This window comes from Pseudomonas sp. FeN3W (assembly GCA_030263805.2).
In the GTDB taxonomy this organism is placed as follows: Bacteria; Pseudomonadota; Gammaproteobacteria; order Pseudomonadales; family Pseudomonadaceae; genus Stutzerimonas; species Stutzerimonas stutzeri_G.
In genome coordinates this window covers 2546810-2571160 of the sequence record CP136010.1, presented here as the reverse complement: position 1 = coordinate 2571160, position 24351 = coordinate 2546810, and the positions used below count along the sequence as shown (strand labels likewise).

Here is a 24351-nt window from a genome sequence, read left to right as displayed (position 1 = left end):
TCAGACCCCAATGCTCAGCAGGCTCGCCTGGTAGGCGGCGACGAACTGGTCGAAATCGGTTTCCTGCTGGGCTTCCAGTGCCGCCTGTTCGGCCAGCGATTGGCGCGATAGGGCCTCGAATTCGGCCAGCTCGGCCGCGCTCGGTGCCTGGCTGCGGAAGTAATCGGCGTGGGCCAGGGTCTGGCGCATGGCGAACTGGCTGAAACTCTCGCCGTTGCGACGCAACTCGTCGAGTACGCGGGCCGACGGCGTCAGGCTGCTGTCGGCGACCTTGGCGCGCTGCTCGGCAAGCGCATCCGCATGCAGGGAGTCAGCATGGCTGCGGTCGAGGAGGGCGGCAACCTGGCCGATCTCGTCGAGCAACTGGCTGGCCCAGTCACTGAGCAGGACGTTCTCGCCACAACGCTGCAGCTCGAGCCCCGGGCGCCGGCCTTCCTTGACCACCTTGAGGAAGTTGTCGGTGGCGGCGCCGCATTCGCCCTCGACCAGGCAGGGGCTGTCCTGCAGCGCGCAGAACAGCAGGAAGGCGTCGAGGAAGCGCGCCCCGTTGGCGTCGATGCCCAGCGGCAGGAACGGATCGATGTCCAGGCAGCGCACTTCGACGTACTGGATGCCGCGCGCGCGCAAGGCGTGCAGCGGGCGTTCGCCGCTGGCGGTGACGCGTTTCGGGCGGATGTTCGAGTAGTACTCGTTCTCGATCTGCAGAATGTTGGTGTTGAGCTGCTGCCAGTTGCCAGCGGCATCCTTGGTGCCCAGTTCCACATAGGGCTGATAGGGCGTGGAGACCGCGCGGTAGAGGCTTTCGGCATAGCTCGGCAGGTCGTCGTAGCAAGGCGTGAGGCCGGCTTGGGCGTTGTTCTGGTAGCCAAGGTCGCTCATCCGCAGGCTGGTCGCCCAGGGCAGGTAGAGCGTGTCGGCGTCGAGCGTCTCGAGCTGGTGCGCACGGCCGCGCAGGAAGCCGGCATCCAGCGCCGGCGAGGCGCCGAACAGGTACATCAGCAGCCAGCTGTAGCGGCGGAAGTTGCGGATCAGGCCGATGTAACGCGTCGAGCGGTAATCCTGTACCGAGCGCGGGTCGCCGTCGTCGGCCTGCAGGATCGGCCAGAGTTCTTCAGGCAGCGAGAAATTGTAGTGGATGCCGGCGATGCACTGCATGGTCTTGCCGTAGCGCAGCGCCAGGCCCTGGCGGTAGACGTGCTTGAGCCGGCCGATGTTGGAGCTGCCGTACTCGGCGATCGGAATGTCCGCTTCGCTCGGCAGCGGACAGGGCATCGACGGACTCCAGAGGTACTCGTCGCCCAGCTTGGCGTAGGTGAAACGATGGATCGCTTCGAGCTCGGCCAGGGTGTTCTGCGGGTCCTGATCGGTGCCGGTGATGAATTCCAGCAGCGCCTCGGAATAATCGGTGGTGATCTGCGGATGGGTCAGCGCCGAGCCTATGGCGGCAGGGTGCGGGGTCATCGCCAGCTGACCGCGAGCGTCGACGCGCAGGCATTCGCGTTCGATCCCGTGCAGGCATTGACTGAGCAGCGGCAGGTGGGGCGGCTCGGCCAACAATGCCAGGCGGTGGGTGAGAAGAGCGCTCAACTTGTGGATTCCTTCACGCGACAGTCGGCCCAATATGGGGTGGGAAGCGGCAAGCTTCAAGCCACACGCTGCAAGAGAAAGCCGGACGTGCTCCTTCTTGGGGCTTGCCGCTTGAAGCTTGCCGCTTTATTCAAAGGCAGGCGAAGGTCGCCTGGGCCTTGGCGATCAGCTTGTCGCCCTGGTGCACCTCGGCTTCGAGCACCTGGGTCCGCCGGCCGCCATGCACCACCCAGGCGCGACAGCGCAGCTCGCCATCGGTCACCGGGCGGATGTAGTTGACCTTGCACTCCAACGTGACGCTGTTCGGCGAGCCATCGCCCAGGCTGTGGCTGGCCTGGCCCATGGCGGTGTCGATCAGCGAGAACAGCGCGCCGCCGTGCAGCTTGCCGTGCAGGTTGCGCAGGCCGTCGTGCATGGTCAGGCCGAGCACGGCCTCGCCATTGCCGACTTGGTGAATCTCCAGGCCGAGCAGGCGGCCGAAGGCGCTGGAATTGCCTACCGCCTCGACTCGAATGCTCATGCCTACTTCCTCAGCTGCTTGGCGTTGGCGAACAGCGCGGCCATGGCGGCGTTGGCCGGTGCCGGCTTGTCTTCCTTGGCATGACGCTCGCTGCGCGGCGCGTTGCCGCGTGGCTTGCCACCACCGCGCGGGCCGTCGGTCTTGGCACCGGGCGTGTCGCTCATGCGCATCGACAGGCCGACGCGCTGACGCGGGATGTCCACCTCCATGACCTTGACCTTGACGATGTCGCCGGCCTTGACCACTTCGTAGGGGTCCTTGACGAACTTCTCGGACAATGCACTGATATGCACCAGGCCGTCCTGGTGCACGCCGATGTCGACGAAGGCACCGAAGTTGGTCACGTTGGTCACCACGCCCTCGAGCACCATGCCCGGCTCCAGGTCGGCGAGCTTCTCCACACCTTCTTGGAATTCGGCGGTCTTGAACTCCGGGCGCGGGTCGCGGCCGGGCTTGTCCAGTTCGCCGAGGATGTCGGTGACGGTGGGCAGGCCGAAGGTCTCGTCGGTGAATTTCTTCGGATCGAGGCGCTTGAGGAAGGCCGAGTCGCCGATCAGCGAGCGGATGTCGCGGCCGGTGTCGGCGGCGATGCGGGTGACCAGCGGGTAGGTTTCCGGGTGCACCGCGGAGGCGTCCAGCGGGTTGTCGCCGTTCATCACACGGAGGAAGCCGGCGGCCTGCTCGAAGGTCTTCTCGCCCAGGCGCGGGACCTTCTTCAGTTGCGCGCGGGAGCTGAATGCGCCGTTGGCGTCGCGGAACTGCACGATGTTCTGCGCCAGCGTCGCGTTGAGCCCGGAGATGCGCGCCAGCAGCGCGGCGGAAGCGGTGTTGACGTCGACGCCGACGGCGTTCACGCAGTCCTCGACCACCGCGTCCAGCGAGCGCGCCAGCTTGAGCTGGGAGACGTCGTGCTGGTACTGGCCGACGCCGATGGATTTCGGGTCGATCTTCACCAGCTCGGCCAGCGGGTCCTGCAGGCGGCGGGCGATGGACACGGCGCCACGCAGCGACACGTCGAGCTCGGGGAATTCCCTGGCCGCCAGTTCCGAGGCCGAATACACCGATGCGCCGGCTTCGCTGACCATGATCTTGGTCAGCTTGAGGCCCGGCACCTTCTTGATCAGTTCGCCGGCCAGCTTGTCGGTCTCGCGGCTGGCGGTGCCGTTGCCGATGGCGATCAGGTCCACCGCATGCCTGGCGCACAGCCTGGCGAGGACGGTCAGGGTGCCGTCCCAGTCGTTGCGCGGCGCGTGCGGGTAGACGGTGGCGGTGTCCAGCAGCTTGCCGGTGGCATCCACCACCGCCACCTTGCAGCCGGTGCGCAGGCCCGGGTCCAGCGCCAGGGTCGCGCGCGGCCCGGCCGGCGCGGCGAGCAGCAGGTCGTGCAGGTTACGCGCGAACACCGAGATCGCCTCGTCCTCGGCCTTGTCGCGCAGTTCGCCGAGCAGATCGGTTTCCAGGTGGGTGTAGAGCTTGACTTTCCAGGTCCAGCGCACCACTTCGCCCAGCCACTTGTCGGCGGCGCGACCGCGATTGTCGATGCCGAAGCGCTCGCCGATCATGCCTTCGCCCGGGTGCATGCTGCCCGGGGTCTCGTCTCCGACCTTGAGGCTGACGCTGAGGATGCCCTCGTTGCGTCCGCGGAAAATCGCCAGCGCACGGTGCGAGGGGGTGTTCTTTAGCACCTCGTCGTGCTCGAAGTAATCGCTGAACTTGGCCCCTTCATTCTCCTTGCCGGGTACGACGCGGGCGCTGAGGGTGGCGTTGTGCTTGAGGAACTCGCGCAGCTTGGCCAGCAGGTCGGCGTCTTCGGCGAAGCGCTCCATGAGGATGTACTTGGCGCCTTCGAGCACGGCTTTCACATCGGTGAAGCCCTTTTCGGCATCGATGAAGCGTTCGGCCTCCTGCTCTGGCGTAAGGTCCGGGTTGCCGAACAGTGCATCGGCCAGCTCACCAAGTCCGGCCTCCAGGGCGATCTGGCCCTTGGTGCGGCGCTTCTGCTTGTAGGGCAGGTAGAGGTCTTCGAGGCGGGTCTTGGTGTCGGCGAGGTCGATCTCGCGCTTGAGTTCGGGCGTCAGCTTGCCCTGCTCCTCGATGCTGGAAAGGATCGAGGCGCGGCGTTCGTCCAGCTCGCGCAGGTAGCGCAGGCGCTCCTCCAGATTACGCAGCTGGGTATCGTCGAGGCTGCCGGTGACTTCCTTGCGGTAACGGGCGATGAAGGGCACGGTGGAGCCTTCGTCGAGCAGCGCCACGGCGGCGGCGACCTGTTGCGGGCGTACGCCCAGCTCGTTGGCGATACGGGAATTGATGCTGTCCATGTGATGTCCTGCGGGCGGAATGACGGCCGGCCGGCCAGAAAAGCGGGCAAGTATAACTGCCGAGGCCCTGATTCGGGCGCTCAAGAGATGTATCCTGCGGACGCGCCCGCCAGCCGTCGCGCCAGTGGGTGTGGCGCTTGTGTTTTAACGGTCTTGCCGCCACCATCCAGCTTTCAAGTGGCACTGAGCCATCAGTGGCGGCTGAACAGCCGCCCCGCCCGCCGTCAAGAGTTGTAGTCATGTTTGGCCAGACGCGGCTTGCCCCCTTTCGCTACGTCATCGCTTTGCTCGGCGCGCTGGGCCTGGCTCAACTCGTCTGGGCCGTGGCGGACGACTGGGATTTCCCGCGCATTCTGGACCTGGCTGAAAAACGCTATGGCTCGCTGGGCGAAGGACGCGAGCGCCTGCTGGCGTGGCAGCAGCTGCTGGGCGAACAGGGGGCGGCGGCCGAGCACGACAAGCTGCGTGCGGTGAACAACTTCTTCAATCACCAGCTTCGTTTCGAAGATGATGTCAGGCTCTGGCGGCAGACCGACTATTGGGCCACCCCGGTCGAAGCCTTGCGCATTGGTGGTGGCGACTGCGAAGACTTTGCCATCGCCAAGTACGTGACCCTGCGCCGTCTCGGTGTTTCGGCCGACAAGCTGCGTATCACCTACGTCAAGGCCGTCCGGCTCAATCAGGCGCATATGGTCCTGACGTATTACGAGCAGCCTGGCGCTGTACCCCTGGTGCTGGACAATCTGGTCGGCGGCATTCTGCCGGCGACGCAGCGCAGCGATCTGGTTCCCGTTTACGCGTTCAACGGTGAAGGGCTGTGGCTGCCGGGGCGAAGTGGTGACAAGCAGGTCAGTGACAGCAAGAAGCTGTCGCGCTGGCAGGATTTGCTGAAAAAGATGCAAGCGGAAGGTTTTCCGGCCGGGTCCGGATCGTAGGAGTTTCACATGTCTCTGTTCAAACAGCTGTTGCTGGCGATCTGTCTGTTTCTGCTCGCCGCCTTCACTGGCAGCTTCGTGGTCAGTCTGGAAAGTTCGCGTGATCAATACGCCAACCAGCTGCGTTCACACGCGCAGGATGCGGCCACGGCGCTGGGTCTGTCGCTGACCGCCAATATCGACGACCCGGCCATGGTCGAGCTTGTGGTCAGCTCGCTGTTCGATAGTGGCTATTACCAGTCGATCCGCGTGATCGAACTGGAAACCGAACAGCCGATGATCGAGCGGCAAGCCGAGCCGGATGCCGGCAGCGCACCGCAATGGTTCGTCAGCCTCATCGACTTGCAGCCGGAGGGCGGTGAGGCGATCGTCAGCCGCGGCTGGCAGCAGGCCGCGCGCGTGGAGGTGGTCAGCCATCCGATGTTCGCCGTTTCGCGCCTGTGGCAGAGCACCCTCGGCATGTTCGGCTGGCTGGTGCTCTGTGGCGTCGTCAGTGCAATGCTGGGCGCGGCGCTGTTGCGACGCCAGCTGCGCCCGCTCGACGATATGGTCGAGCAGTCCCAGGCCATTACACGCCGTGAGTTCCTCAGCGTTCCGCAGCTGCCGGAAACCCCGGAGCTACGCCGCGTGGTGCTGGCCATGAACCTCATGGTGGAGAAGCTCAAGGCGCTGTTCGATGAGGAGGCGCGCCGCAGCGAGCGCCTGCGTGACGAGGCCTATCATGACGGCCTGACCGGCCTGAGCAACCGCCGGCACTTCGACATGCAGCTGCAGGCTCGCTTGAGCGGAGAGGACCTGGTCGGTAGCGGCTATATGTTCCTGCTGCGTATCAATGACCTCACCGGGCTCAATCAGCGGCTCGGCGGTGCACGCACGGATGAGCTGCTGCGCGCGGTGGCCGAACAGTTGCGCCAGGTCACTGCGGATCGCTTCCTGATCGGACGGACGCGCGGTGGCGAATTCGCTCTGCTGGCGGTAGGGCTCGATCGGCTCGAAGCGCTACGCCTGGCCGAACAGATCGAGCATACATTGGCATCGCTGCAGCAAACCGGACTCGCCGATGTATTGCCAGTGGCCCACATCGGTCTGACGGCATTCTCGCAAGAGCATAGTGTTCCGGTGCTCTACGCCGCTCTCGACCAGGCACTGGCGCAGGCCGCGAGCCAGTCGCGCCAGGCCTGGGCCTGCTCTGAACCTGGCACTGAGGTACCCGTCGCCGAGCAGCATCAAGACTGGTACCGGTTACTCGACGGTGCACTGGAGAATGGCTTGCTCCAGTTGTATTTCCAGCCTGTGATGAGCGCCGTCGAGCCACAACGGCTCATCCACAGCAAGGTTCTGGCCCGGCTGGTGGACCAGCAGGGCGATGTGGTTCCGGCGGCACGCTTCCTCCCCTGGCTGGAGCGCTTCGGTTGGACGGCACGCCTCGATCTGGCCATGCTGCGTCAGACGTTGGAAACCCTGGACGTTCACCACTCGCCACTGGCGATCAGCCTCTGCGGCAGCACGTTGGCAGATCCGGTCTCGCGCGAGAACGTGTTCGAGTTGCTGGCGCGCCATGGCGACGTGGCCGGTCTGCTGACGATCGAATTGGACGAAGCCCAGCTACCGGATCAGGCGAGCCTCGAACAGCTGGCCCGCCGCCTGCGACAGCTAGGGTTCGGATTGGGCATTCAGCACTTCGGTGGACGCTTCAGCATGATCGGCAACCTGGCGCGACTGGGACTGGGCTATCTGAAGGTCGATGGCAGCTACCTGCGCGGCGTCGATACCGAAGACGACAAGCATCTATTCATCCAGGCCATGCAGCGTGCGGCGCACAGCATCGATCTGCCGTTGATCGCCGAACAGGTAGAAACGGAAGGGGCGTGGATGACCCTCCGAGCGCTGGGTTTCGAAGGTGGTCAGGGCCGGCTGCTGGGCAATCCGGCACCGTTGCAGGGCAACGCTAACTGATCAGATCACGCCGGTGTCGTCATCGTCGACCAGTAAGCGAGTCGAGCCGAGCGCATTGCGCGCCCGGCTCCGTCCGGCCAGCTTGGCTTGAGCGGAATCCGGAAGGTCGGTGATACGCAGCACGCCCTTGTCGATCAAGGCATTGATCAGATCCTCCAGTACCCGCACCATCTCCAGATCGCTCTGGCGCAAGTGGGCAAGACTGTCCTGAGCGGCGAGCCAGGCGCGTACTTCGCTGTCGTCGTCCGGCAGTTCGCCGGTCATGTCGTTAAAGGGCGCCGGCTCTACTTGGAGCAGGCGCCCGCTTCCATCACGCTTGATATACGGCATGGGATTGTCCGATTAGAGGTGCGCCCTGCGCATCCAATGGGTGCGCAGGGCATGTCCTCAATTGTGGTCGATCTTGATCAGATCGTGCTGTCCGACCAGCGCATTGATGATATCCGCCGAGGTCGAGCCATAGGACGAGAGGTTCACTGCACTGCCGCCGTTTTCCAGCTTGATGGTCACGTCAGCGTTGCTGCCGCTTTCATTTAGGACTCCGGTGGTGCTGATCTGCAACGTCGAAGTAGCGGTGTCGACCCGCAGGTAATTTAGGATGTTGCCATCGTTCTCACCCTGAAGCAGATCGCGCAGATCTATACGGTCGCCTTCGCTTGCATTGAAGTCCTTGATCACATCGTGGCCGATATCGCCTTTCTGCCAAACGAAGGTATCCGCGCCAGTGCCGCCATAGAGGATGTCGTCACCGGCCCCACCGATCAGAATGTCGTTGCCACCCTGACCATAGAGGATGTCGTTGCCTGCTCCACCGTTGAGAGTATCGTTGCCCCCGCGGGTGTCGCCGGCAACGTTGAATTGCTCATGGTTAGCGCGGATGTAGCCATAAAGATCCGCGTCAGTCGGAGCGACGCCATTCTTCATCTCGAGGAACTTCTCAAGCGCCGTAACCCCCGAGCCGTTGGGCAGGTTGTCCGGTTTTATCAGATTGTTCTCAGCCCACGGCAGCTCATCGGTATTGATCACGTCGCCGAAGATGATGTCATGGCCGGAGCCGCCCGCGATGACATCATGGCCGACTGCGACCGGGTCGAGTGCCGTGGAGCCACCTTGCAGGGCGGCAGCGAACTGGTTGGCGTTGGTCACGATATCCACGTCGCTCGCTGGCGCGGCGACCACATCCTGATAGCGGACAATGTCGTCGATCTGGATTTCGGCATTGCCACCGCCCGAGGAACCATCCAGTACCTCGAAGATGAACCTGTAGGTGCCGGCGCCGACAACCGGCTTGGTCGTCACTGCGGTGAATGACGTCAGTTCACCGCTATGGGTGCCCTGGTCGATGATCTGGCCCGAGTTGTTCACGAGCTTCCAAGTGAAGGTGTCCGCATCGCCGAAATTGCTGGTGCGGAAGCTGAAACCAAAGGCATCCCCGTTCTGGGCCGCAGTGACGGACATGCCGGGCGTAGTGGCTTTGGTCGAGGCCTCGGGGCTACTGGCGTGATAGTTGTCCCGGATGCACAGATAGTCGTTATTGCTTCCGAAGTTGTTGACTCGCTCTACGGCGCTGCCACTGTTCGCGGAGCCGCTGGTTCCCTCGATGCCCCAGTTACTCAGGCCGCCCGAGTTGAAGTTGTACAGCGTCGTCGGGTTGAAGCCCACCGTCGCATCGACGCCAGCACCGGTGTTGTCGAAGAATTGCAGGTATTGCTCGCTTACGCCGGAGCCAATGCCGATGGCATGGACCTTGCCAAGGCTGGCGCTGTACTGATTGAACGCAGCCACCGATTCCTGCAGGGTCTCGTAAGAGGTCGAGTTACCCGTTCCGGCTTCATTGCTCCCATTGAGGTAATAGGTCGGATCACCATCCGTCAGGAAGTAGGTCAGGTTCTGATAGCCGGATGTGGCATCTGCATGAGTATCGAACCAGTTTGCCGCTGTCTTGAAGCCAGCCTCGTAGTTCGTGCCACCCGTGGCTTGCAGATTATCGATCGCGTTGTTGAGAGCCGTCAGGTTGCCGCTCTGCAAGTCGGCGAAGGAGATTTTCACGTTGGTCTGGCTCAGCCCTGCGAAACCGATCAGGGCAATGTTGATCACTCCATCATGCCCGACGAGGCTGGCGGCGAAGCTTTTCAGCGCTGCCTTGGTCAGGGTCATCAGGTTGCCTTCCATACTGCCCGAGGTATCCACCAATAGCGCGATGTTGTAGCTGATGCCGGGCTGGGTAATGACCAGCGTGCCGCCCTCGTCTCCGAGCAGCACATCGTTGCCGTTTCCGCCGACGATATTGTCGTTGCCATTGCTGTTCGCGCCATTGCCGATCTGCAGCGCGTTGTCAGGGTGCACCGTAACCGGCAGGGTAAGCGTCGTGCTGGCCTCATCCGCATTGCTCGCCTCGGTGGCGGTCGCGCTGACGGTTAGCTCGAACTGGCCCGAGTAGCCGGGCGGTGGGGTGACGGTCAGCTTGCTCAGGTCCCATTGGCTGACGTCGACCTTGCTCACTTCCCCGCTCGCAGTGAACGTATGCGTGCCATCGCTCAAGCGCATGCCAGCCGGAATATTCGAAACTTCGAGCGACAGGGCTTCCGAGCCGTCGCGGTCGACCAGATCGGCAGACAGGCGGGACAGCGGAATGGTGCTTCCCTGAGCGCCCTCGTTGTAACCATACGATTGGTAATAGGCATTGCCGGAAATGTCATAGGTTAGATCCGACAGGCGAACCCCATCGCCTAGTACGTCACTTGGGTTCTTGTAGAGACCGATATTGGCGGTCGCTAGATTCGTTACCGGTCCACCATTCACCTGGACGTTGACATCCAGATTACCCGCGCCGGCCTGATTGTGCTGGTAGATGGCAAGCGTGTAATAGCCGGAGCTGGAAGGGATGAATGTTCCGCTGAAGTTGCCGTTGGTCCCGCCAGAACCTCCCCATGTGGCGCTGGCCACATGGCTGCCGCCCACGACCACTGCGACGCTGTCATCGCCTACGCCGCTGAAGGTGTAAGTTTTTCCAGCTTCCAGGTAGATCAGGCCAGAGAGTTTGTTCGCAACCCCCGCAGTTACGCTGCTCAGGTGGGCGTCGGATAGTGTCGATGAGCTAGAGGGCGATCCTGCTGCGTCGATAGCTGCCTTCAGCGTTGAGGGGTTAGCACCATTGCCGGTTCCGCTCAGGCTAGAAAGCTGGCTCCAGGATTGCAGTAACAATCCGGTTGGCTGAGGAGCGGAGGCTGGCGCTGTAGTTAGTGTGGGAACATCAGCAACCGCGCTGATCGAGATCATAGCCGTGGCGGTTGCAGTGCCGCCGTTGCCGTCGCTGACTAAGTATTCGAAGGATGCTGGGCCACTGTAGTTTGCGGTTGGGGTAAATACTACATTTCCGTTGACCAACTCCACGGTGCCGTTAACTGCCTTCTGTACCGATACCAACGTCAACGCGTCGCCGTCTGGATCGCTGTCGTTGCCTAGTAGATTTGCCGGGCTGAGGCTGAGTGGGGTGTCTTCGGCGGTCTGGAAGCTGTCGCCCTGGGCGACCGGAGCATCGTTGGTACCGGTGATGGTGACGGTCACGGTGGCCGGCGTGCCATCGATGCTGGTGACATCGAAGACTTCCTGAACCTGCTGGCCTTCGTTCAGCTCGTTGAAGGCACTGCTGGCGACAAAGGTCCACTGCCCGTTGGCGTTCAGGGTGAAGGTCCCGTTGTCACGCACGATGGTTGCCGCCGTGAAGCTGTTGTCGGCGTTATCGACATCGGTGCTGGTCAGGGTGCCGTTGAGGGTCAGCGGTGCATTGGTTTCAGCGGCGGACTGCGCGGTATCGCCGGCGATCACGGCGGCATCGTTGGTACCGGTGATGGTGACGGTCACGGTGGCCGGCGTGCCATCGATGCTGGTGACATCGAAGACCTCCTGAACCTGCTGGCCTTCGTTCAGCTCGTTGAAGGCACTGCTGGCGACAAAGGTCCACTGCCCGTTGGCGTTCAGGGTGAAGGTCCCGTTGTCGCGCACGATGGTCGCCGCCGTGAAGCTGTTGTCGGCGTTATCGATATCGGTGCTGGTCAGCGCGCCGTTGAGGGTCAGCGGTGCATTGGTTTCAGCGGCGGACTGCGCGGTATCACCGGCGATCACGGCGGCATCGTTGGTACCGGTGACGGTAATGGTCACGGTGGCCGGAGCACTGATGCCGCCGTTGTTGTCGGTGGCGGTGTAGGTGAAGGTCACCTCACGGCTGGCCCCTGGTGCCAGGGCATCGAAGTCGGTGCCTGGGGTGAAGACATAGCTGCCGTCGGTATTGACGATGACGCTGCCATTACCGGTACCCGGACCGCTCGCCAGCTGGTAGCTGACGACCGTGCCATCGACATCGGTGGCGGTCGGCAGGGTGCCATTGAACTCGACGTTCTCGCTGGTGGTGCCGGTGCTGTCGGTGGCGACCGGAACATCGTTGGTACCGGTGACGGTAATGGTCACAGTGGCCGGAGCACTGACGCCGCCGTTGTTGTCGGTGGCGGTGTAGGTGAAGGTCACCTCACGGCTGGCCCCTGGTGCCAGGGCATCGAAGTCGGTGCCTGGGGTGAAGACATAGCTGCCGTCGGTATTGACGATGACGCTGCCATTACCGGTACCCGGACCGCTCGCCAGCTGGTAGCTGACGACCGTGCCATCGACATCGGTGGCGGTCGGCAGGGTGCCATTGAACTCGACGTTCTCGCTGGTGGTGCCGGTGCTGTCGGTGGCGACCGGAACATCGTTGGTACCGGTGACAGTAATGGTCACGGTGGCCGGAGCACTGATGCCGCCGTTGTTGTCGGTGGCGGTGTAGGTGAAGGTCACCTCACGGCTGGCCCCTGGTGCCAGGGCATCGAAGTCGGTGCCTGGGGTGAAGACATAGCTGCCGTCGGTATTGACGATGACGCTGCCATTACCGGTACCCGGACCGCTCGCCAGCTGGTAGCTGACGACCGTGCCATCGACATCGGTGGCGGTCGGCAGGGTGCCGTTGAACTCGCCGGGCGACGCTCAGCGCCGGTTTGCCACTCGCCGATCATCGACTGACCCCCGAGCTGTTGCCGCGTGCGGCAGCCCGGGCGGGGCTGCGCGGGCGTTGGTTGCGTCGTGAGCTGACTCAGATTTCCGCCCTCGCGTTGCCAGCACTGTTGCTGTTGCGTGATGGGCGTTGCGCATTGTTGCTGGGCTGGCAGCCCGACGGACGGGCGCGGGTGATGCCCAGCGAGTCTGAGGGTGGGGAGCTGGATGTCGCGCGTGAAATCCTCGAGGAGGACTACACGGGTCAGGCCTTTTTCGCTCAGCCGCAACACCGCTTCGATCTGGATCGCGGCGAACTCATCCCGCGGACGACTCACTGGTTTCGCGACACGCTGAAGCGTTCTCGCTGGCTGTATATCGATGCCGTTGCCGCCAGCTTCGTGATCAGTCTCATTGGTTTGGTCACGCCACTGTTCGTCATGAACGTCTACGACCGTGTGGTACCGAACCAGGCCGAGGCGACGCTCTGGGTACTGGCCATCGGCATCAGCGGTGCGTTCGTGTTCGATCTGCTGCTCAAGACATTGCGCGGGCTGTGTCTGGATCTGGCCGGCAAGAAAACCGATCTGATCATCTCAGCCACACTGTTCGAGCGGGTGGCGGGCATGCTGATGCGCCATCGCCCGGCGCGCGTCGGGACCTTTGCCCAGCACATTCACGAATTCCAGTCATTGCGCGAGTTTCTCGCTTCGCTGACGCTGGCGAGTCTGATCGATCTGCCATTCACCTTGCTGATCATTGCCGTGATTGCGCTGATCGGTGGGCATCTGGCGTGGGTGCCGCTGTTGGCTTTCCCGCTGGTTGCCGCACTCAGCTTCGTGCTGCAGCGGCCCCTGGCCGACACTCTGGAGCGCACCATGGCGCTATCGGCAGAGCGCCAGTCGAGCCTGATCGAAACGTTGGCAGGCCTCGATGCGGTGAAGGTCAACAACGCCGAAAGCGAGCGTCAGCATCTTTGGGAGCAGACCATCGGCAGCCTGAGCCGGCTCGAATTGCGTGCGCGCATGCTGTCGAGCCTGGCGCTCAATTCCACGATGGCGCTGCAGCAGTTCGCTGGTGTGGTGATGATCGTGCTCGGCGTGTATCAGATCATCGACGGCCAGCTGAGCATGGGGGGGCTGATTGCCTGCTACATGCTCAGCGGCCGTGCCCTGGCTCCGCTCGGTCAGGTGGCGGGTCTGCTTACCCGCTATCAGCAGGCCAAGGTCACGGTGCGTTCGGTGAACGACATGATGGCGTTGCCACAGGAGCGGCAGAGTGGCGAGCGGCCGTTGAAGCGGGAAAACCTGCAGGGTGCGATCGAATTCCGCGGTGTGGATTTCAACTACCCGGAACAAAAGGACGCCGCCCTGCGGCAGATCAGTCTGGTCATTCGTCCAGGCGAGAAGGTGGGCATCATCGGCCGCAGTGGCTCCGGCAAGAGCTCGCTGGCCAAGCTGATCGTCGGCCTGCATCAGCCCGATGCGGGCAGCCTGTTGGTCGACGGTATCGACCTGCGGCAGCTGGATGTGAGCGACGTGCGCAACAACATCGGTTATGTGGCCCAGGATATCCAGCTGTTTTCCGGCACGCTACGCGACAACCTGCTGATGGGCGCGCGCTATGTCGAAGACGATCGGGTAGTGAAGGTCGCCGAGCTGGCCGGCGTGCATGAATTTGCGCGGCTGCATTCGAAGGGCTACGAGCTGCAGGTGGGCGAGCGCGGCCAGAACCTGTCCGGCGGCCAGCGCCAATGCGTGGCGCTGGCGCGCGCATTGTTGCTCGATCCGCCGATCCTGCTGCTGGACGAGCCGACCAGTTCGTTGGACAACACCAGCGAGGAGCGCTTGAAACAGCAGCTGGCAGAGGTCGTTGCCGACAAGACCTTGCTGCTGGTAACCCACCGCACCTCGATGTTGAGCCTGGTCGATCGACTGGTGATCGTCGACCGTGGCCAGATCGTCGCCGATGGGCCGAAGGCGGCGATTCTCGAGGCGTTGAAGAAGGGGCAGATCCGTGTCAGCTAAGCATTCGATCCCCCCGATACAGACCCGCAGTGGAGTCGGCGCAGTGTTCGGTTCCCGTGGCGAACCGCTGCCGGAAGTGCGCAAGGCGCTCATCGAGGATGCGCCGCGGCTGGTGCGCCTGACGATATGGGGACTGGTCGCGTTTGTGCTGTTCCTGGTGCTCTGGGCGCATTTCGCCATCGTCGATGAAGTCACCCGGGGCGAGGGCAAGGCGATTCCCTCGTCACGCCTGCAGAAGATCCAGAACCTGGAGGGCGGCATCGTCGCCGAACTGTTCGCCCGCGAGGGACAGATCGTCGAGGCCGGCGATCCGCTGCTGCGTCTGGACGACACGCGTTTCGCCTCCAACGTCGGTGAAACCGAAGCTGACCGCCTGGCGCTGGCTGCACGGGTGGAGCGCCTGTCGGCCGAGGTCGAGGGGCGCGACCTGGCGCTGCCCGAGAATGTGCTGCGTGATGCCCCCAACCTGGCCGATAGCGAGCGCGCCTTGTTCGAGAGCCGCCGCGACCAGCTGCGCGATGAAATCGGTGGATTGGAAGAGCAGCTCACCCAGCGACGCCAGGAAGTACGCGAGATGAGTTCCAAGCAGGAGCAGTTCCGCAGCAGCCTGGCCCTGTTGCGCAAGGAAATTGCGATGTCCGAGCCGCTCGTCTCCAGCGGTGCCATTTCGCCGGTGGAAGTGCTGCGGCTCAAGCGGGCTGAGGTGGAAAGTCGCGGGCAGCTCGATGCCACCACCCTGGCGTTGCCCCGTGCCAATGCGGCGATCAAGGAGATCGAGAGCAAGATCGGTGAGACGCGTGGACGTTTCCGCAGCGAGGCCCTGACTCAGCTCAACGAGGCACGTACCGAACTGTCGAAGCTGAAGTCCACCGGCAAGGCGCTGGAAGACCGGGTGCGCCGCACGCTCGTCACCTCCCCGGTTCGGGGCGTCGTCCAGCAGATGCTCGTCAGTACCATTGGTGGGGTCATCCAGCCAGGCAGCGACATCGTCGAAATCGTCCCGCTCGACGATACGTTATTGGTCGAGGCCAAGGTTCGCCCGCAGGACATCGCTTTCCTGCATCCGGGGCAGGAGGCGATGGTCAAGTTCAGCGCCTACGACTTCACCGTCTACGGTGGCTTGAAGGCGGAGCTGGAGCACATCAGCGCCGACAGCATCACGGACGAGGATGGCAACAGCTTCTTCCTTATCCATCTGCGCACCGACAAGAGTCACCTGGGCAGCGATGAGAAACCATTGCTCATCATCCCCGGCATGATGGCTTCGGTAGACATCATCACCGGCCACAAGAGCGTGCTGAGCTATCTGCTCAAGCCGATCATCCGCGCCAAGGCCGAGGCTCTTCGCGAGCGCTAGGTGGTGGCGCAGGAAAAATCTGCTAACAATGGCTGTCAGTAGGGCCGATCCACACTGCGCAATAATGCGCCGTCGACCATCTGGGAGTTTCCATGAGCAGCACTGCGTCAGCCAGCGAAGGCGAAAAAATCCTCATCGTCGATGACGATGCCCGTCTGCGGCGTCTGCTCGAGCGTTTTCTCGACGAGCAGGGCTACCGCGTCCGTACCGTGGAAAACACCGAGCAGATGGACCGTTTGCTCAGCCGCGAGCTGTTCCAGCTGGTGGTGCTCGACCTGATGATGCCGGGTGAGGACGGGCTTTCCGCGTGCCGCCGGCTGCGCGAGGGCAACAACCAGATTCCAATCATCATGCTCACCGCCAAGGGTGACGAGGCCAGCCGCATCCAGGGCCTGGAACAGGGCGCCGACGACTACCTGGCCAAGCCCTTCAATCCCCGCGAACTGCTCGCGCGCATCCGTGCGGTGCTGCGTCGGCAGGCACCGCAGGTTCCAGGCGCCCCCGCCAGCGAGGACGAGACCGTCACCTTCGGCGAGTACGAGCTGTCGCTGGCGACTCGTGAGCTGAAAAAGGGTAACGAGGTGCACATGCTCACCACCGGCGAGTTCGCCGTGCTCAAGGCGCTGGTGCAGCACGCCCGCGAACCACTGACCCGCGACAAGCTGATGAACCTCGCCCGCGGCCGCGAGTGGGACGCGCTGGAGCGCTCCATCGACGTGCAGATCTCCCGCCTGCGCCGGCTGATCGAGCCCGACCCGTCCAAGCCGCGCTATATCCAGACGGTCTGGGGCGTGGGCTACGTGTTCGTGCCCGATGGCAACAAATGAAGCGGCAAGCCGTAGGTTGGGTTGAGCGCAGCGAAGCCCAACATGACCGGATGGCCCGGCATGGCAAGACTTGGCGGCCGCCGCATGCCACCACGTTGGGCTTCGCCGCTACGCGACTCAACCCAACCTACGAGCTTGCAGCTGCTTTTCTATGAAAACCCCGCTGTGGTTCCCGCAGAGCTTCTTCGCCCGCACCCTGTGGATGGTGCTGATCGTGGTGCTGTTCTCCAAGGTCCTGACGCTGGTCTATCTGATGACCAACGAGGATGTACTGGTAGGCCGCCAGTACAGCCACGGCGCGGCGTTGACGTTGCGTGCCTACTGGGCCGCCGACCTCGAGGACCGCGACCGCATCGGCCGCGCCGCCGGCCTGCAGCTGGTGGCCGAGCAGAACGTGCCGCGCAGTGAATACCACTGGCCCTACACCGAGATCTTCCAGCGGCAGATGCGCGACGAGCTGGGCGACGACACCGAGGTTCGCGTACGCATCCAGCCGTCCACCGCGATCTGGGTGCGCGCGCCTGCGTTGGGGCCGGACTGGGTGCAGGTGCCGCTGTACGCCTATCCGCTGCGTGGCCAGCGCATCTGGAGCGTGCTCGGCTGGTTCCTCGGTATCGGCCTGCTGTCCACCGGTGCGGCATGGATCTTCGTCAGCCAGTTGAATCTGCCGCTCAAGCGGCTGGTCTTCGCCGCGCGGCAGATCGGCAAGGGCCGGCGCGTGCGGCTGCCGATCAGCGACACGCCGAGCGAGATGACCGAGGTCTACCGTGCCTTCAACCAGATGGCCGAGGACGTCGAGCAGGCTGGCCGCGAGCGCGAACTGATGCTGGCGGGCGTCTCCCACGATCTGCGCACGCCATTGACGCGCCTGCGTCTGTCGCTGGAGCTGATGAGCGGCGACGACGAGCTGACCGACGACATGATTCGCGACGTCGAGGACATGAATGCGATCCTCGATCAGTTCCTCGCCTTTGTCCGCGACGGCAGCGATGAACCGGTGGAAACCACCGACCTCGGCGAGCTGATCCGCGAGGTGGTGGCGCCCTACAACCAGCAGCAGGAGATCGTGCGCCTGTGTGTCGAGCCGATGCCGCCGTTCGCTCTGCGCCGGGTATCGGTCAAACGGCTGCTGGTGAATCTCATCGAGAACGCCTTGCGCTACGGTGGCGGCGGGGTGGAGGTAGCGGCTTATGTTTCGGGCGACCAGCATGCCCCCTACGTGGTGCTGAGCGTGCTCGACCGCGGTCCGGGGATCGATCCCGCCGAGCTGGAAGGCATCTTCAATCCATTCATCCGCGGCGATCGCGCCCGTGGCGGGCAGGGCGCCGGGCTGGGTTTGGCGATCGTCAAACGCATCGCTTCGCAGCACGGCGGCATCGTCGAATTGCGCAACCGCGATGGCGGTGGTCTGGAAGCCCGCGTCAGCCTGCCGCTGGGCCTGCTGCTGCCGAGGGATGCGATAAAGGCGTAAAGCACAGCTGCCTTTCAGCCCTTGCCCTTGGTGCGGGTCAGGTGCGGCCCGCCGTTCTTCTCCAGGTACTGGATGATCAGCCCGGCGACGTCCTTGCCAGTGGTCTCTTCGATGCCGGCCAGGCCCGGCGAGGAGTTGACCTCCATCACCAGCGGACCATGGTTGGAACGCAGGATGTCGACGCCGGCGACGTTCAGGCCCATCACCTTGGCCGCGCGGATGGCGGTCATGCGTTCTTCCGGGGTGATCTTGATAAGGCTGGCCGAGCCGCCGCGATGCAGGTTGGAACGGAATTCGCCGGGCTTGGCCTGGCGCTTCATCGCCGCGATGACCTTGTCGCCGACCACGAAGCAGCGGATGTCGGCGCCGCCGGCTTCCTTGATGTACTCCTGCACCATGATGTCCTGCTTGAGGCCCATGAAGGCCTCGATTACCGATTCGGCGGCCTTCTCGGTTTCGCAGAGCACCACGCCGATGCCCTGAGTGCCTTCCAGCACCTTGATCACCAGCGGTGCGCCGTTGACCATCTGGATCAGATCGGGGATGTCGTCCGGCGAGTGCGCGAAGCCGGTCACCGGCAGGCCGACGCCGCGCCGCGACAGCAGTTGCAGCGCACGCAGCTTGTCCCGCGAGCGAGCGATGGCCACCGACTCGTTGAGCGGGAACACGCCCTGCATCTCGAACTGGCGCAGCACCGCACAGCCATAGAAGGTCACCGAAGCGCCGATGCGCGGGATCACCGCGTCGAAGCCTTCCAACGGTTTGCCGCGGTAATGGATCTGCGGCTTGTGGCTGGCAATGTTCATGTACGCGCGCAGCGTATCGATCACCACCACCTCATGGCCCCGCTGCTGGCCGGCTTCGACCAGGCGGCGGGTGGAATACAGGCGCGGATTGCGCGACAGCACGGCGATTTTCATTGAGCACCGGAGGAAGTGAGGACCTGAGGTTTGTCCTGGATATAGGTTCGCGACGGATCGATCAGCCATTGCCCTTCGACCAGCGCCTTGGAGCCGAGCAGCAGGCGATAGCGCATGGTCTTGCGGCAGGTCAGGGTGAACTCCACCGGCCAGACATGGCTACCGAGCGCCAGCAGCGTTCGCACCACGTAGCGCGTCTGCACCTGCCCGTTGGAGCTCTTGATCAGCTTGCGGGTGACCAGCGGTGCCTCGCAGCGGTGACGGCGTTGCACCAGCGTGCCCAGGTGGGCGGTGAATCGGACCCAGCGCTGACCGTCGCGTTCGAACTCGCTGATCTCGGTAGCATGCAGCGCCGACGTGCTGGCCCCGGTATCGACCTTTGCGCGCAGGCCCACCACGCCGAGGTCCGGCAGGGCGATCCATTCACGCAGACCGATCACGGTATGGGGGGCGAGTCTCTTCAATGGGAGCGTCCGAAGAATTTGCCGGCATTCTAGTCGGGGCGCATGACAACTGCATCCGTCTGTAACACCCTAGAACGACGTATAGGAGATAGGGCTGCACGATGGCTGAAAAAGACGACGACAAAGTGCGCCTGGACAAGTGGCTGTGGGCCGCGCGTTTCTTCAAGACCCGCGCGCTGGCCAAGGCGGCGATCGAAGGTGGCAAGGTGCACTGTCGCGGCGAGCGTTGCAAACCGAGCAAGGAACCGAAGGTGGGCGACGAGCTGATGATCCGCAGCGGTTTCGACGAGCGCACGGTGGTCGTCCGCGCGCTGTCGGCGGTGCGCCGCGGCGCGCCCGAGGCGCAGACACTCTACGAGGAGACGCCGCAAAGCCTGGCCGCGCGCGAGGAAGCGGCGGCACAGCGCAAGGCCGGCGCGTTGGGGCTGCAGACCGATGGGCGACCGAGCAAGAAGCAGCGCCGGCAGATCCAGCTGCTGCGTGACTTCAAGCCCGACTAGTCGCGTAGTACCGCCAGCTGGCGCAGCAGTGGCAGCCTGGCGGCCAGCTGCATGGGCGCACGAGCCAGCCACTGCAGCAGGGCAGCGATGTGGGCGCCCAGTGGTGTGCAATAGCCCCAGCCGATAGCCAGCAAGGCGATCAGCAGTCCGCCGACGAAGTCATCGCTGACCCAGTGGGCGCCGGTCACCAGCCGCGGCAGCATGAGCAGCAACGTGATGCCGAGCACCAGTGCCAGACGGCCGCCGCGGGCGAACAGCGCCATGAACAGTCCCCAAATCAGCAGCACCGAGGCGTGATCCCCGGGGAAGCTGCGGCTGGAACGATCCTTTAGTTCGAACACCCGCTCCAGCAGCGGAAAGTGGTCGCTCAGGTGATAGGCGCCAACGATCTCAAGCGATGGACTGGCGTGTTGCCAGTCGAAGTGCCCGGCCAGCTTGGTCACCAGCAGGCGAATCACCAGCAAGACCAGCAGCAGGGCGACAAAGGTGAACAGCGCCGGGCGCAGCTGGCGCTGCGCGAATAGCCAGTCGCGGCGGATCAGCAGGGTCAGCAGCAGGGCGCCAACCAGGATGTCGAACACGCGAATGCTGGCCAATGCCCACAGCCAGTCCCACCAGGCCTGGTGGCCCAGCGAGCCGTTGAGCAGATGAAAGGCCGCCTCGTCGAGGGCATCCCAGCATGGGCGGCTGGTGGGCGAGAGCCAGCTGAGCAGCAACAGCCCGGCAAGCAGGTGACTGATGAACCAAGACAGTGGGCGCCAGCGCGCCTGGGGCGTGGTCACGCGCATGGGAATCGTCCCTGGGATTGCGATGGCGCGCGATGCTAGAGCCTGCCGTTGCGGCTGTCCTGACTACCTGCGAGCCGTTCAGCCAGCGTTCAGCTTGCTGCTGTCTGACAGCCCGTCCGGCGCCCGCCCTTGGTCCGGACCGGCTTTACGCCTAAAATTGCCGGCTTCCTCCGCCGTTCCTGCGAGCCCCGGCATGTCCGATCAAACTCAGCGCTTCATCTTCGACGATTCCGACGTTCGCGGCGAAATCGCCACGCTGGACGAAAGCTTCCAGCACGTGCTGGCCAAGCACGCCTATCCCGAGCCCGTCGCCCAGCTGCTTGGCGAACTGCTCGCCGCCGCCGCACTGCTGGTCGGCACGCTCAAGTTCGACGGGCTGCTGATTCTCCAGGCGCGTTCCAGCGGAGCTGTCCCGCTGCTGATGGTCGAGTGCTCCAGTGCCCGCGAGGTGCGCGGCATCGCGCGTTATCACGCCGAGCAGGTCGAGACGGGCGCAACGCTGGCCGAGCTGATGCCCGAGGGCATGCTGGCGATCACCGTCGATCCGGCCAACGGCCAGCGCTATCAGGGCATCGTCGGCCTGGACGGGGTCAACCTGGCGGAATGCCTGAGCAACTATTTCGCCGCGTCCGAGCAACTGCCGACGCGCTTCTGGCTCAATGCCGACAGCCGCCGGGCCTGCGGCCTGCTGTTGCAGCAGCTGCCGGCCGATCGAATCAAGGATGCCGAAGAGCGTGACGCCAGCTGGGAGCACCTGCGCACCCTGGCCGACACCCTGACGGCCGAGGAACTGCTCGGGCTGGATGCCGAGACGCTGTTGCACCGGCTCTACCATCAGGAGCAGCTGCGCTTGTTCGATGCGCTGCCGATCCGCTTTCGCTGCAGTTGCTCGCGGGAACGCTCGGCCCGTGCGCTGATCAGCCTGGGCGAGGAAGACGCCCAGCAACTGGTAGCCGAGCAGGGCGGTGCGGTGAGCATCGATTGTCAGTTCTGCAATGAGAAATACACCTATGATGCCGCGGACGTGGCTCAGCTTTTCGCCGGTGGCGGCAGCGACGCGCCCTCGGACACCCGTCATTGAGCAGCGCCTGGTGCTCGGTAGCCATCCGCGGAGCGCCAGTACGCTAAGGAATGAGCCAGGGATGGACCTGCAGCGAGCCAGTGAACTATTTGGCCATCACGGCCTCATACCCAGCGCGGCGCATTATCTGGCATAATCGCGCGCACTTTTTTCGATGTAGTTCGTCGCTCGGCGGGCTACAACAGCATGGAGGGATCGGCCCAAGGCCGACGGGAACACTCATGACGCAAGCCACCAACGCCGTGTACACCGACATCAGCACCGCTCAACTGATTGAAGAAGCCGTCAAGCGCGCAGAGGGCGAACTGTCCGCCAATGGCTCTCTGGTGGTGAAGACCGGGCACCGCACGGGTCGTTCTCCGGCTGACCGCTTCATCGTCGAGGAGCCGAGCACCCAGCACAAGATCGCCTGGGGCCCGATCAACCGTCCGTTCCCGGCCGGCAACTTCGAAGCGCTGTGGAACCGCGTCGAAGCCTACCTCGGCGAGCGCGACAGCTTCGTCTCCCACGTCCATGTCGGTGCCGATCCCGAGCACTATCTGCCGGTCAAGATGACCACCGAAACCGCCTGGCACAACCTGTTCGGTCGTTGCCTGTTCATCACCCCGGAACAATTCAACCAGGCCGGCCTGAGCGAGTGGCGCATCCTCAACGCACCGTTCTTCCAGTGCCAGCCCGAGCGTGACGGCACCAACTCCGATGGCTGCGTGATCATCAACTTCGCCGAGAAGAAGGTGCTGATCGCCGGCATGCAGTACGCCGGTGAAATGAAGAAAGCCATGTTCTCCGTGCAGAACTTCCTGCTGCCGGACGTCGACGTACTGCCGATGCACTGCGCCGCCAACATCGGCGAAGACGGCGACACCACCCTGTTCTTCGGTCTGTCCGGCACCGGCAAGACCACCCTGTCGGCCGACGAGAGCCGCTACCTGATCGGCGACGACGAGCACGGCTGGGGCGTTGGCCGCGTGTTCAACATCGAGGGCGGTTGCTACGCCAAGTGCATCGACCTGTCCGAGAAGAACGAGCCGGTAATCTGGAAGGCCATCAAATTCGGCGCCGTGCTGGAGAACGTGGTGCTTGACTCGCGCACCCGTCTGCCCGACTACGCCGACGCCAGCCTGACCCAGAACAGCCGCGCCGCCTACCCGCTGGAGCACGTCGAGAAGCGTAGCGAGAAGAACCTCGGCGGCGAGCCGAATGCGGTCATCTTCCTCACCTGCGACCTGACCGGCGTACTGCCGCCGGTATCGATCCTGAACAACGAGCAGGCCGCCTACCACTTCCTCTCCGGTTACACCGCGCTGGTCGGCTCCACCGAGATGGGGTCGGGCAGCGGCATCAAGTCGACCTTCTCCACCTGCTTTGGCGCACCGTTCTTCCCGCGTCCGGCTGGCGAATACGCCGAGCTGCTGATCAAGCGCATCAATGGCTTCGGCTCCAAGGTCTACCTGGTCAACACCGGCTGGACCGGCGGTGGCTACGGCGTCGGCAAGCGTTTCAACATCCCGACCACCCGCGCGGTGATCGCGGCGATCCAGAGCGGCGCGTTGGTTGGTGCCGAGACCGAGCACCTGCCGATCATCAACCTGGACGTGCCGAAGGCCGTCGCCGGCGTCGACACCCAGCTGCTGAACCCGCGCAACACCTGGGCCGACAAGAGCGCCTACGATCAGGCCGCGAAGGAACTGGCTGCGAAGTTCGTCGAGAACTTCAAGAAGTTCGACGTCTCCGAGGCCATCCGCAACGCCGGCCCGCAGCTCTAAGCTGCCTGCCGCGTGATCGAAAAGCCGCCTCCGGGCGGCTTTTTCGTTTGTGCCGGGCGGCGTCTCGGATCAAAGCCGTCGATGATTCTTATCGGTCAAGGTGCATGGATTCGATTGGTCGGCGCCCTTAGCATGTGCGCCTCTGTTGATCACGAGGAAGCCTCATGAATACCGAAGAAGCCATCCGCACGCGTCGCGCCGTCAAAGCCTACGACTCGAACTTTCAGCTCAGCCGGGAGGAGAAGGACGAGCTGCTGCAATTGGCGCTGCTGGCACCCTCTGCCTTCAACCTGCAGCACGTGCGCTTCGTCGAGGTCAGCGACCCGGCGCTGCGGGCACAGATTCGCGAGGTGGGCTGGAACCAGGCGCAGATGACCGATGCCTCGATGCTGGTGGTGATCTGCGCGCAGGTCGACAGCTGGGAAAAGAATGTCCGCCGGGTCTGGGACGGTGCACCGAGCGAGGTGCAGGACTACATGGCCGGCGCCATCGATGCCTACTACCGTGACAAGCCGCAGGTCCAGCGTGACGAGGCCATGCGCAGTTGCGGTTTGATGGCGCAGACCCTGATGCTCGCTGCGCGGGCCAAGGGCCTGGATTCCTGCCCGATGGATGGCTTCGATTTCGATGCGGTCGGCAAGCTGATCAACCTGCCGGACAACTATGCCATCGCGCTGATGGTCGCGGTGGGCAAGCGCGCCGCCGAGCCGAAGCCGCGGATCGGCAAGCTGCCGTTCGACGAGGTGGTGATTCGCGATCGTTTCTGAGGCATCCGCAGGGGCGCATAGCGTCCTTTTCTTCGCGCCGCCACG

General features: G+C 63.8%; 18 protein-coding genes. 10 read left to right on the top strand and 8 right to left on the bottom strand.

Going from position 1 to position 24351, the window contains the following annotated elements:
- From gshA to P5704_012300, 3 genes are all read right to left on the bottom strand, one after another.
- Entirely contained in the window at positions 1–1587 is a 1587-nt protein-coding gene (gene gshA, locus P5704_012310; GenBank protein WOF76867.1) for a glutamate--cysteine ligase, read from the bottom strand.
- A gap of 130 nt (positions 1588–1717) precedes the next feature.
- Positions 1718–2107 (bottom strand): PaaI family thioesterase, encoded by a 390-nt coding sequence (locus tag P5704_012305; GenBank protein ID WOF76866.1) that lies wholly within the window; start codon positions 2105–2107, stop codon positions 1718–1720.
- Positions 2108–2109: 2 nt separating this feature from the next.
- Complete coding sequence (locus P5704_012300) at positions 2110–4425, bottom strand: Tex family protein (protein WOF76865.1); 2316 nt, start codon at positions 4423–4425, stop codon at positions 2110–2112.
- A gap of 239 nt (positions 4426–4664) precedes the next feature.
- Here P5704_012300 and P5704_012295 point away from each other — a divergent pair, with 239 nt between their 5' ends.
- Together P5704_012295 and P5704_012290 are read left to right on the top strand one after the other, a co-directional pair.
- Positions 4665–5360, top strand: coding sequence for a transglutaminase-like cysteine peptidase (locus P5704_012295; protein ID WOF76864.1), 696 nt, complete (start codon positions 4665–4667; stop codon positions 5358–5360).
- Positions 5361–5369: 9 nt separating this feature from the next.
- A complete protein-coding gene (locus tag P5704_012290) occupies positions 5370–7316 on the top strand; it encodes an EAL domain-containing protein (protein WOF76863.1) in 1947 nt (648 codons plus the stop codon).
- On the opposite strand, the gene P5704_012285 is transcribed toward P5704_012290, so the two are convergent.
- Both P5704_012285 and P5704_012280 read right to left on the bottom strand, forming a co-directional pair.
- On the bottom strand, positions 7317–7646 hold the full coding sequence (locus P5704_012285; GenBank protein WOF76862.1) for a tryptophan synthase subunit beta: 330 nt from the start codon (positions 7644–7646) through the stop codon (positions 7317–7319).
- 57 nt (positions 7647–7703) lie between these two features.
- On the bottom strand, positions 7704–12260 hold the full coding sequence (locus P5704_012280; protein WOF81217.1) for an Ig-like domain-containing protein: 4557 nt from the start codon (positions 12258–12260) through the stop codon (positions 7704–7706).
- A gap of 83 nt (positions 12261–12343) precedes the next feature.
- On the opposite strand from P5704_012280, the gene P5704_012275 reads away from it, so the two are divergent.
- The 4 genes from P5704_012275 (at position 12344) to P5704_012260 (ending at position 18020) form a co-directional block, all read left to right on the top strand.
- On the top strand, positions 12344–14365 hold the full coding sequence (locus P5704_012275; GenBank protein WOF76861.1) for a type I secretion system permease/ATPase: 2022 nt from the start codon (positions 12344–12346) through the stop codon (positions 14363–14365).
- A gap of 16 nt (positions 14366–14381) precedes the next feature.
- Positions 14382–15722 (top strand): HlyD family type I secretion periplasmic adaptor subunit, encoded by a 1341-nt coding sequence (locus P5704_012270; GenBank protein ID WOF81216.1) that lies wholly within the window; start codon positions 14382–14384, stop codon positions 15720–15722.
- 92 nt (positions 15723–15814) lie between these two features.
- Positions 15815–16549: a two-component system response regulator OmpR gene (gene ompR / locus P5704_012265; GenBank protein WOF76860.1), complete on the top strand. Its 735-nt coding sequence runs from the start codon at positions 15815–15817 to the stop codon at positions 16547–16549.
- A 151-nt stretch (positions 16550–16700) separates the two neighbouring features.
- Positions 16701–18020, top strand: a complete 1320-nt coding sequence (locus tag P5704_012260) for an ATP-binding protein (protein ID WOF76859.1) — start codon at positions 16701–16703, stop codon at positions 18018–18020.
- A 14-nt stretch (positions 18021–18034) separates the two neighbouring features.
- On the opposite strand, the gene rimK is transcribed toward P5704_012260, so the two are convergent.
- Together rimK and P5704_012250 are read right to left on the bottom strand one after the other, a co-directional pair.
- Positions 18035–18940 carry a 30S ribosomal protein S6--L-glutamate ligase gene (gene rimK, locus P5704_012255; GenBank protein ID WOF76858.1) on the bottom strand — a complete coding sequence of 302 codons (906 nt, stop codon included), beginning with the start codon at positions 18938–18940 and terminating at the stop codon, positions 18035–18037.
- Positions 18937–19404 (bottom strand): ATP-dependent zinc protease, encoded by a 468-nt coding sequence (locus tag P5704_012250; GenBank protein WOF76857.1) that lies wholly within the window; start codon positions 19402–19404, stop codon positions 18937–18939. The genes rimK and P5704_012250 overlap by 4 nt, the downstream gene beginning before the upstream one ends.
- A 101-nt stretch (positions 19405–19505) precedes the next feature.
- Between P5704_012250 and P5704_012245 the strand changes: the two genes are divergently transcribed.
- Positions 19506–19904, top strand: a complete 399-nt coding sequence (locus P5704_012245) for a S4 domain-containing protein (GenBank protein WOF76856.1) — start codon at positions 19506–19508, stop codon at positions 19902–19904.
- Here the strand turns inward: P5704_012245 and P5704_012240 are convergent.
- Complete coding sequence (locus tag P5704_012240; GenBank protein WOF76855.1) at positions 19901–20692, bottom strand: phosphatase PAP2 family protein; 792 nt, start codon at positions 20690–20692, stop codon at positions 19901–19903. The genes P5704_012245 and P5704_012240 overlap by 4 nt on opposite strands.
- A 193-nt stretch (positions 20693–20885) precedes the next feature.
- On the opposite strand from P5704_012240, the gene hslO reads away from it, so the two are divergent.
- The 3 genes from hslO to P5704_012225 all read left to right on the top strand — a co-directional run bounded on the left by hslO (position 20886) and on the right by P5704_012225 (position 24306).
- Entirely contained in the window at positions 20886–21773 is an 888-nt protein-coding gene (gene hslO / locus P5704_012235; protein ID WOF76854.1) for an Hsp33 family molecular chaperone HslO, read from the top strand.
- Between the two features lie 221 nt (positions 21774–21994).
- Positions 21995–23539, top strand: a complete 1545-nt coding sequence (locus tag P5704_012230) for a phosphoenolpyruvate carboxykinase (protein ID WOF76853.1) — start codon at positions 21995–21997, stop codon at positions 23537–23539.
- Positions 23540–23703: 164 nt separating this feature from the next.
- Complete coding sequence (locus P5704_012225; protein ID WOF76852.1) at positions 23704–24306, top strand: nitroreductase family protein; 603 nt, start codon at positions 23704–23706, stop codon at positions 24304–24306.
- Positions 24307–24351: the final 45 nt, after the last annotated feature.

What these genes read in the sequence shown, in the direction of transcription:
- P5704_012305 (WOF76866.1), bottom strand. Translation starts at nt 2,107, where the DNA reads ATGAGCATTCGAGTCGAGGCGGTAGGCAATTCCAGCGCCTTCGGCCGC.
- P5704_012300 (WOF76865.1), bottom strand. Translation starts at nt 4,425, where the DNA reads ATGGACAGCATCAATTCCCGTATCGCCAACGAGCTGGGCGTACGCCCG.
- P5704_012295 (WOF76864.1), top strand. Translation starts at nt 4,665, where the DNA reads ATGTTTGGCCAGACGCGGCTTGCCCCCTTTCGCTACGTCATCGCTTTG.
- P5704_012290 (WOF76863.1), top strand. Translation starts at nt 5,370, where the DNA reads ATGTCTCTGTTCAAACAGCTGTTGCTGGCGATCTGTCTGTTTCTGCTC.
- P5704_012285 (WOF76862.1), bottom strand. Translation starts at nt 7,646, where the DNA reads ATGCCGTATATCAAGCGTGATGGAAGCGGGCGCCTGCTCCAAGTAGAG.
- ompR (WOF76860.1), top strand. Translation starts at nt 15,815, where the DNA reads ATGAGCAGCACTGCGTCAGCCAGCGAAGGCGAAAAAATCCTCATCGTC.
- P5704_012260 (WOF76859.1), top strand. Translation starts at nt 16,701, where the DNA reads ATGAAAACCCCGCTGTGGTTCCCGCAGAGCTTCTTCGCCCGCACCCTG.
- rimK (WOF76858.1), bottom strand. Translation starts at nt 18,940, where the DNA reads ATGAAAATCGCCGTGCTGTCGCGCAATCCGCGCCTGTATTCCACCCGC.
- P5704_012245 (WOF76856.1), top strand. Translation starts at nt 19,506, where the DNA reads ATGGCTGAAAAAGACGACGACAAAGTGCGCCTGGACAAGTGGCTGTGG.
- P5704_012240 (WOF76855.1), bottom strand. Translation starts at nt 20,692, where the DNA reads ATGCGCGTGACCACGCCCCAGGCGCGCTGGCGCCCACTGTCTTGGTTC.
- hslO (WOF76854.1), top strand. Translation starts at nt 20,886, where the DNA reads ATGTCCGATCAAACTCAGCGCTTCATCTTCGACGATTCCGACGTTCGC.
- P5704_012230 (WOF76853.1), top strand. Translation starts at nt 21,995, where the DNA reads ATGACGCAAGCCACCAACGCCGTGTACACCGACATCAGCACCGCTCAA.
- P5704_012225 (WOF76852.1), top strand. Translation starts at nt 23,704, where the DNA reads ATGAATACCGAAGAAGCCATCCGCACGCGTCGCGCCGTCAAAGCCTAC.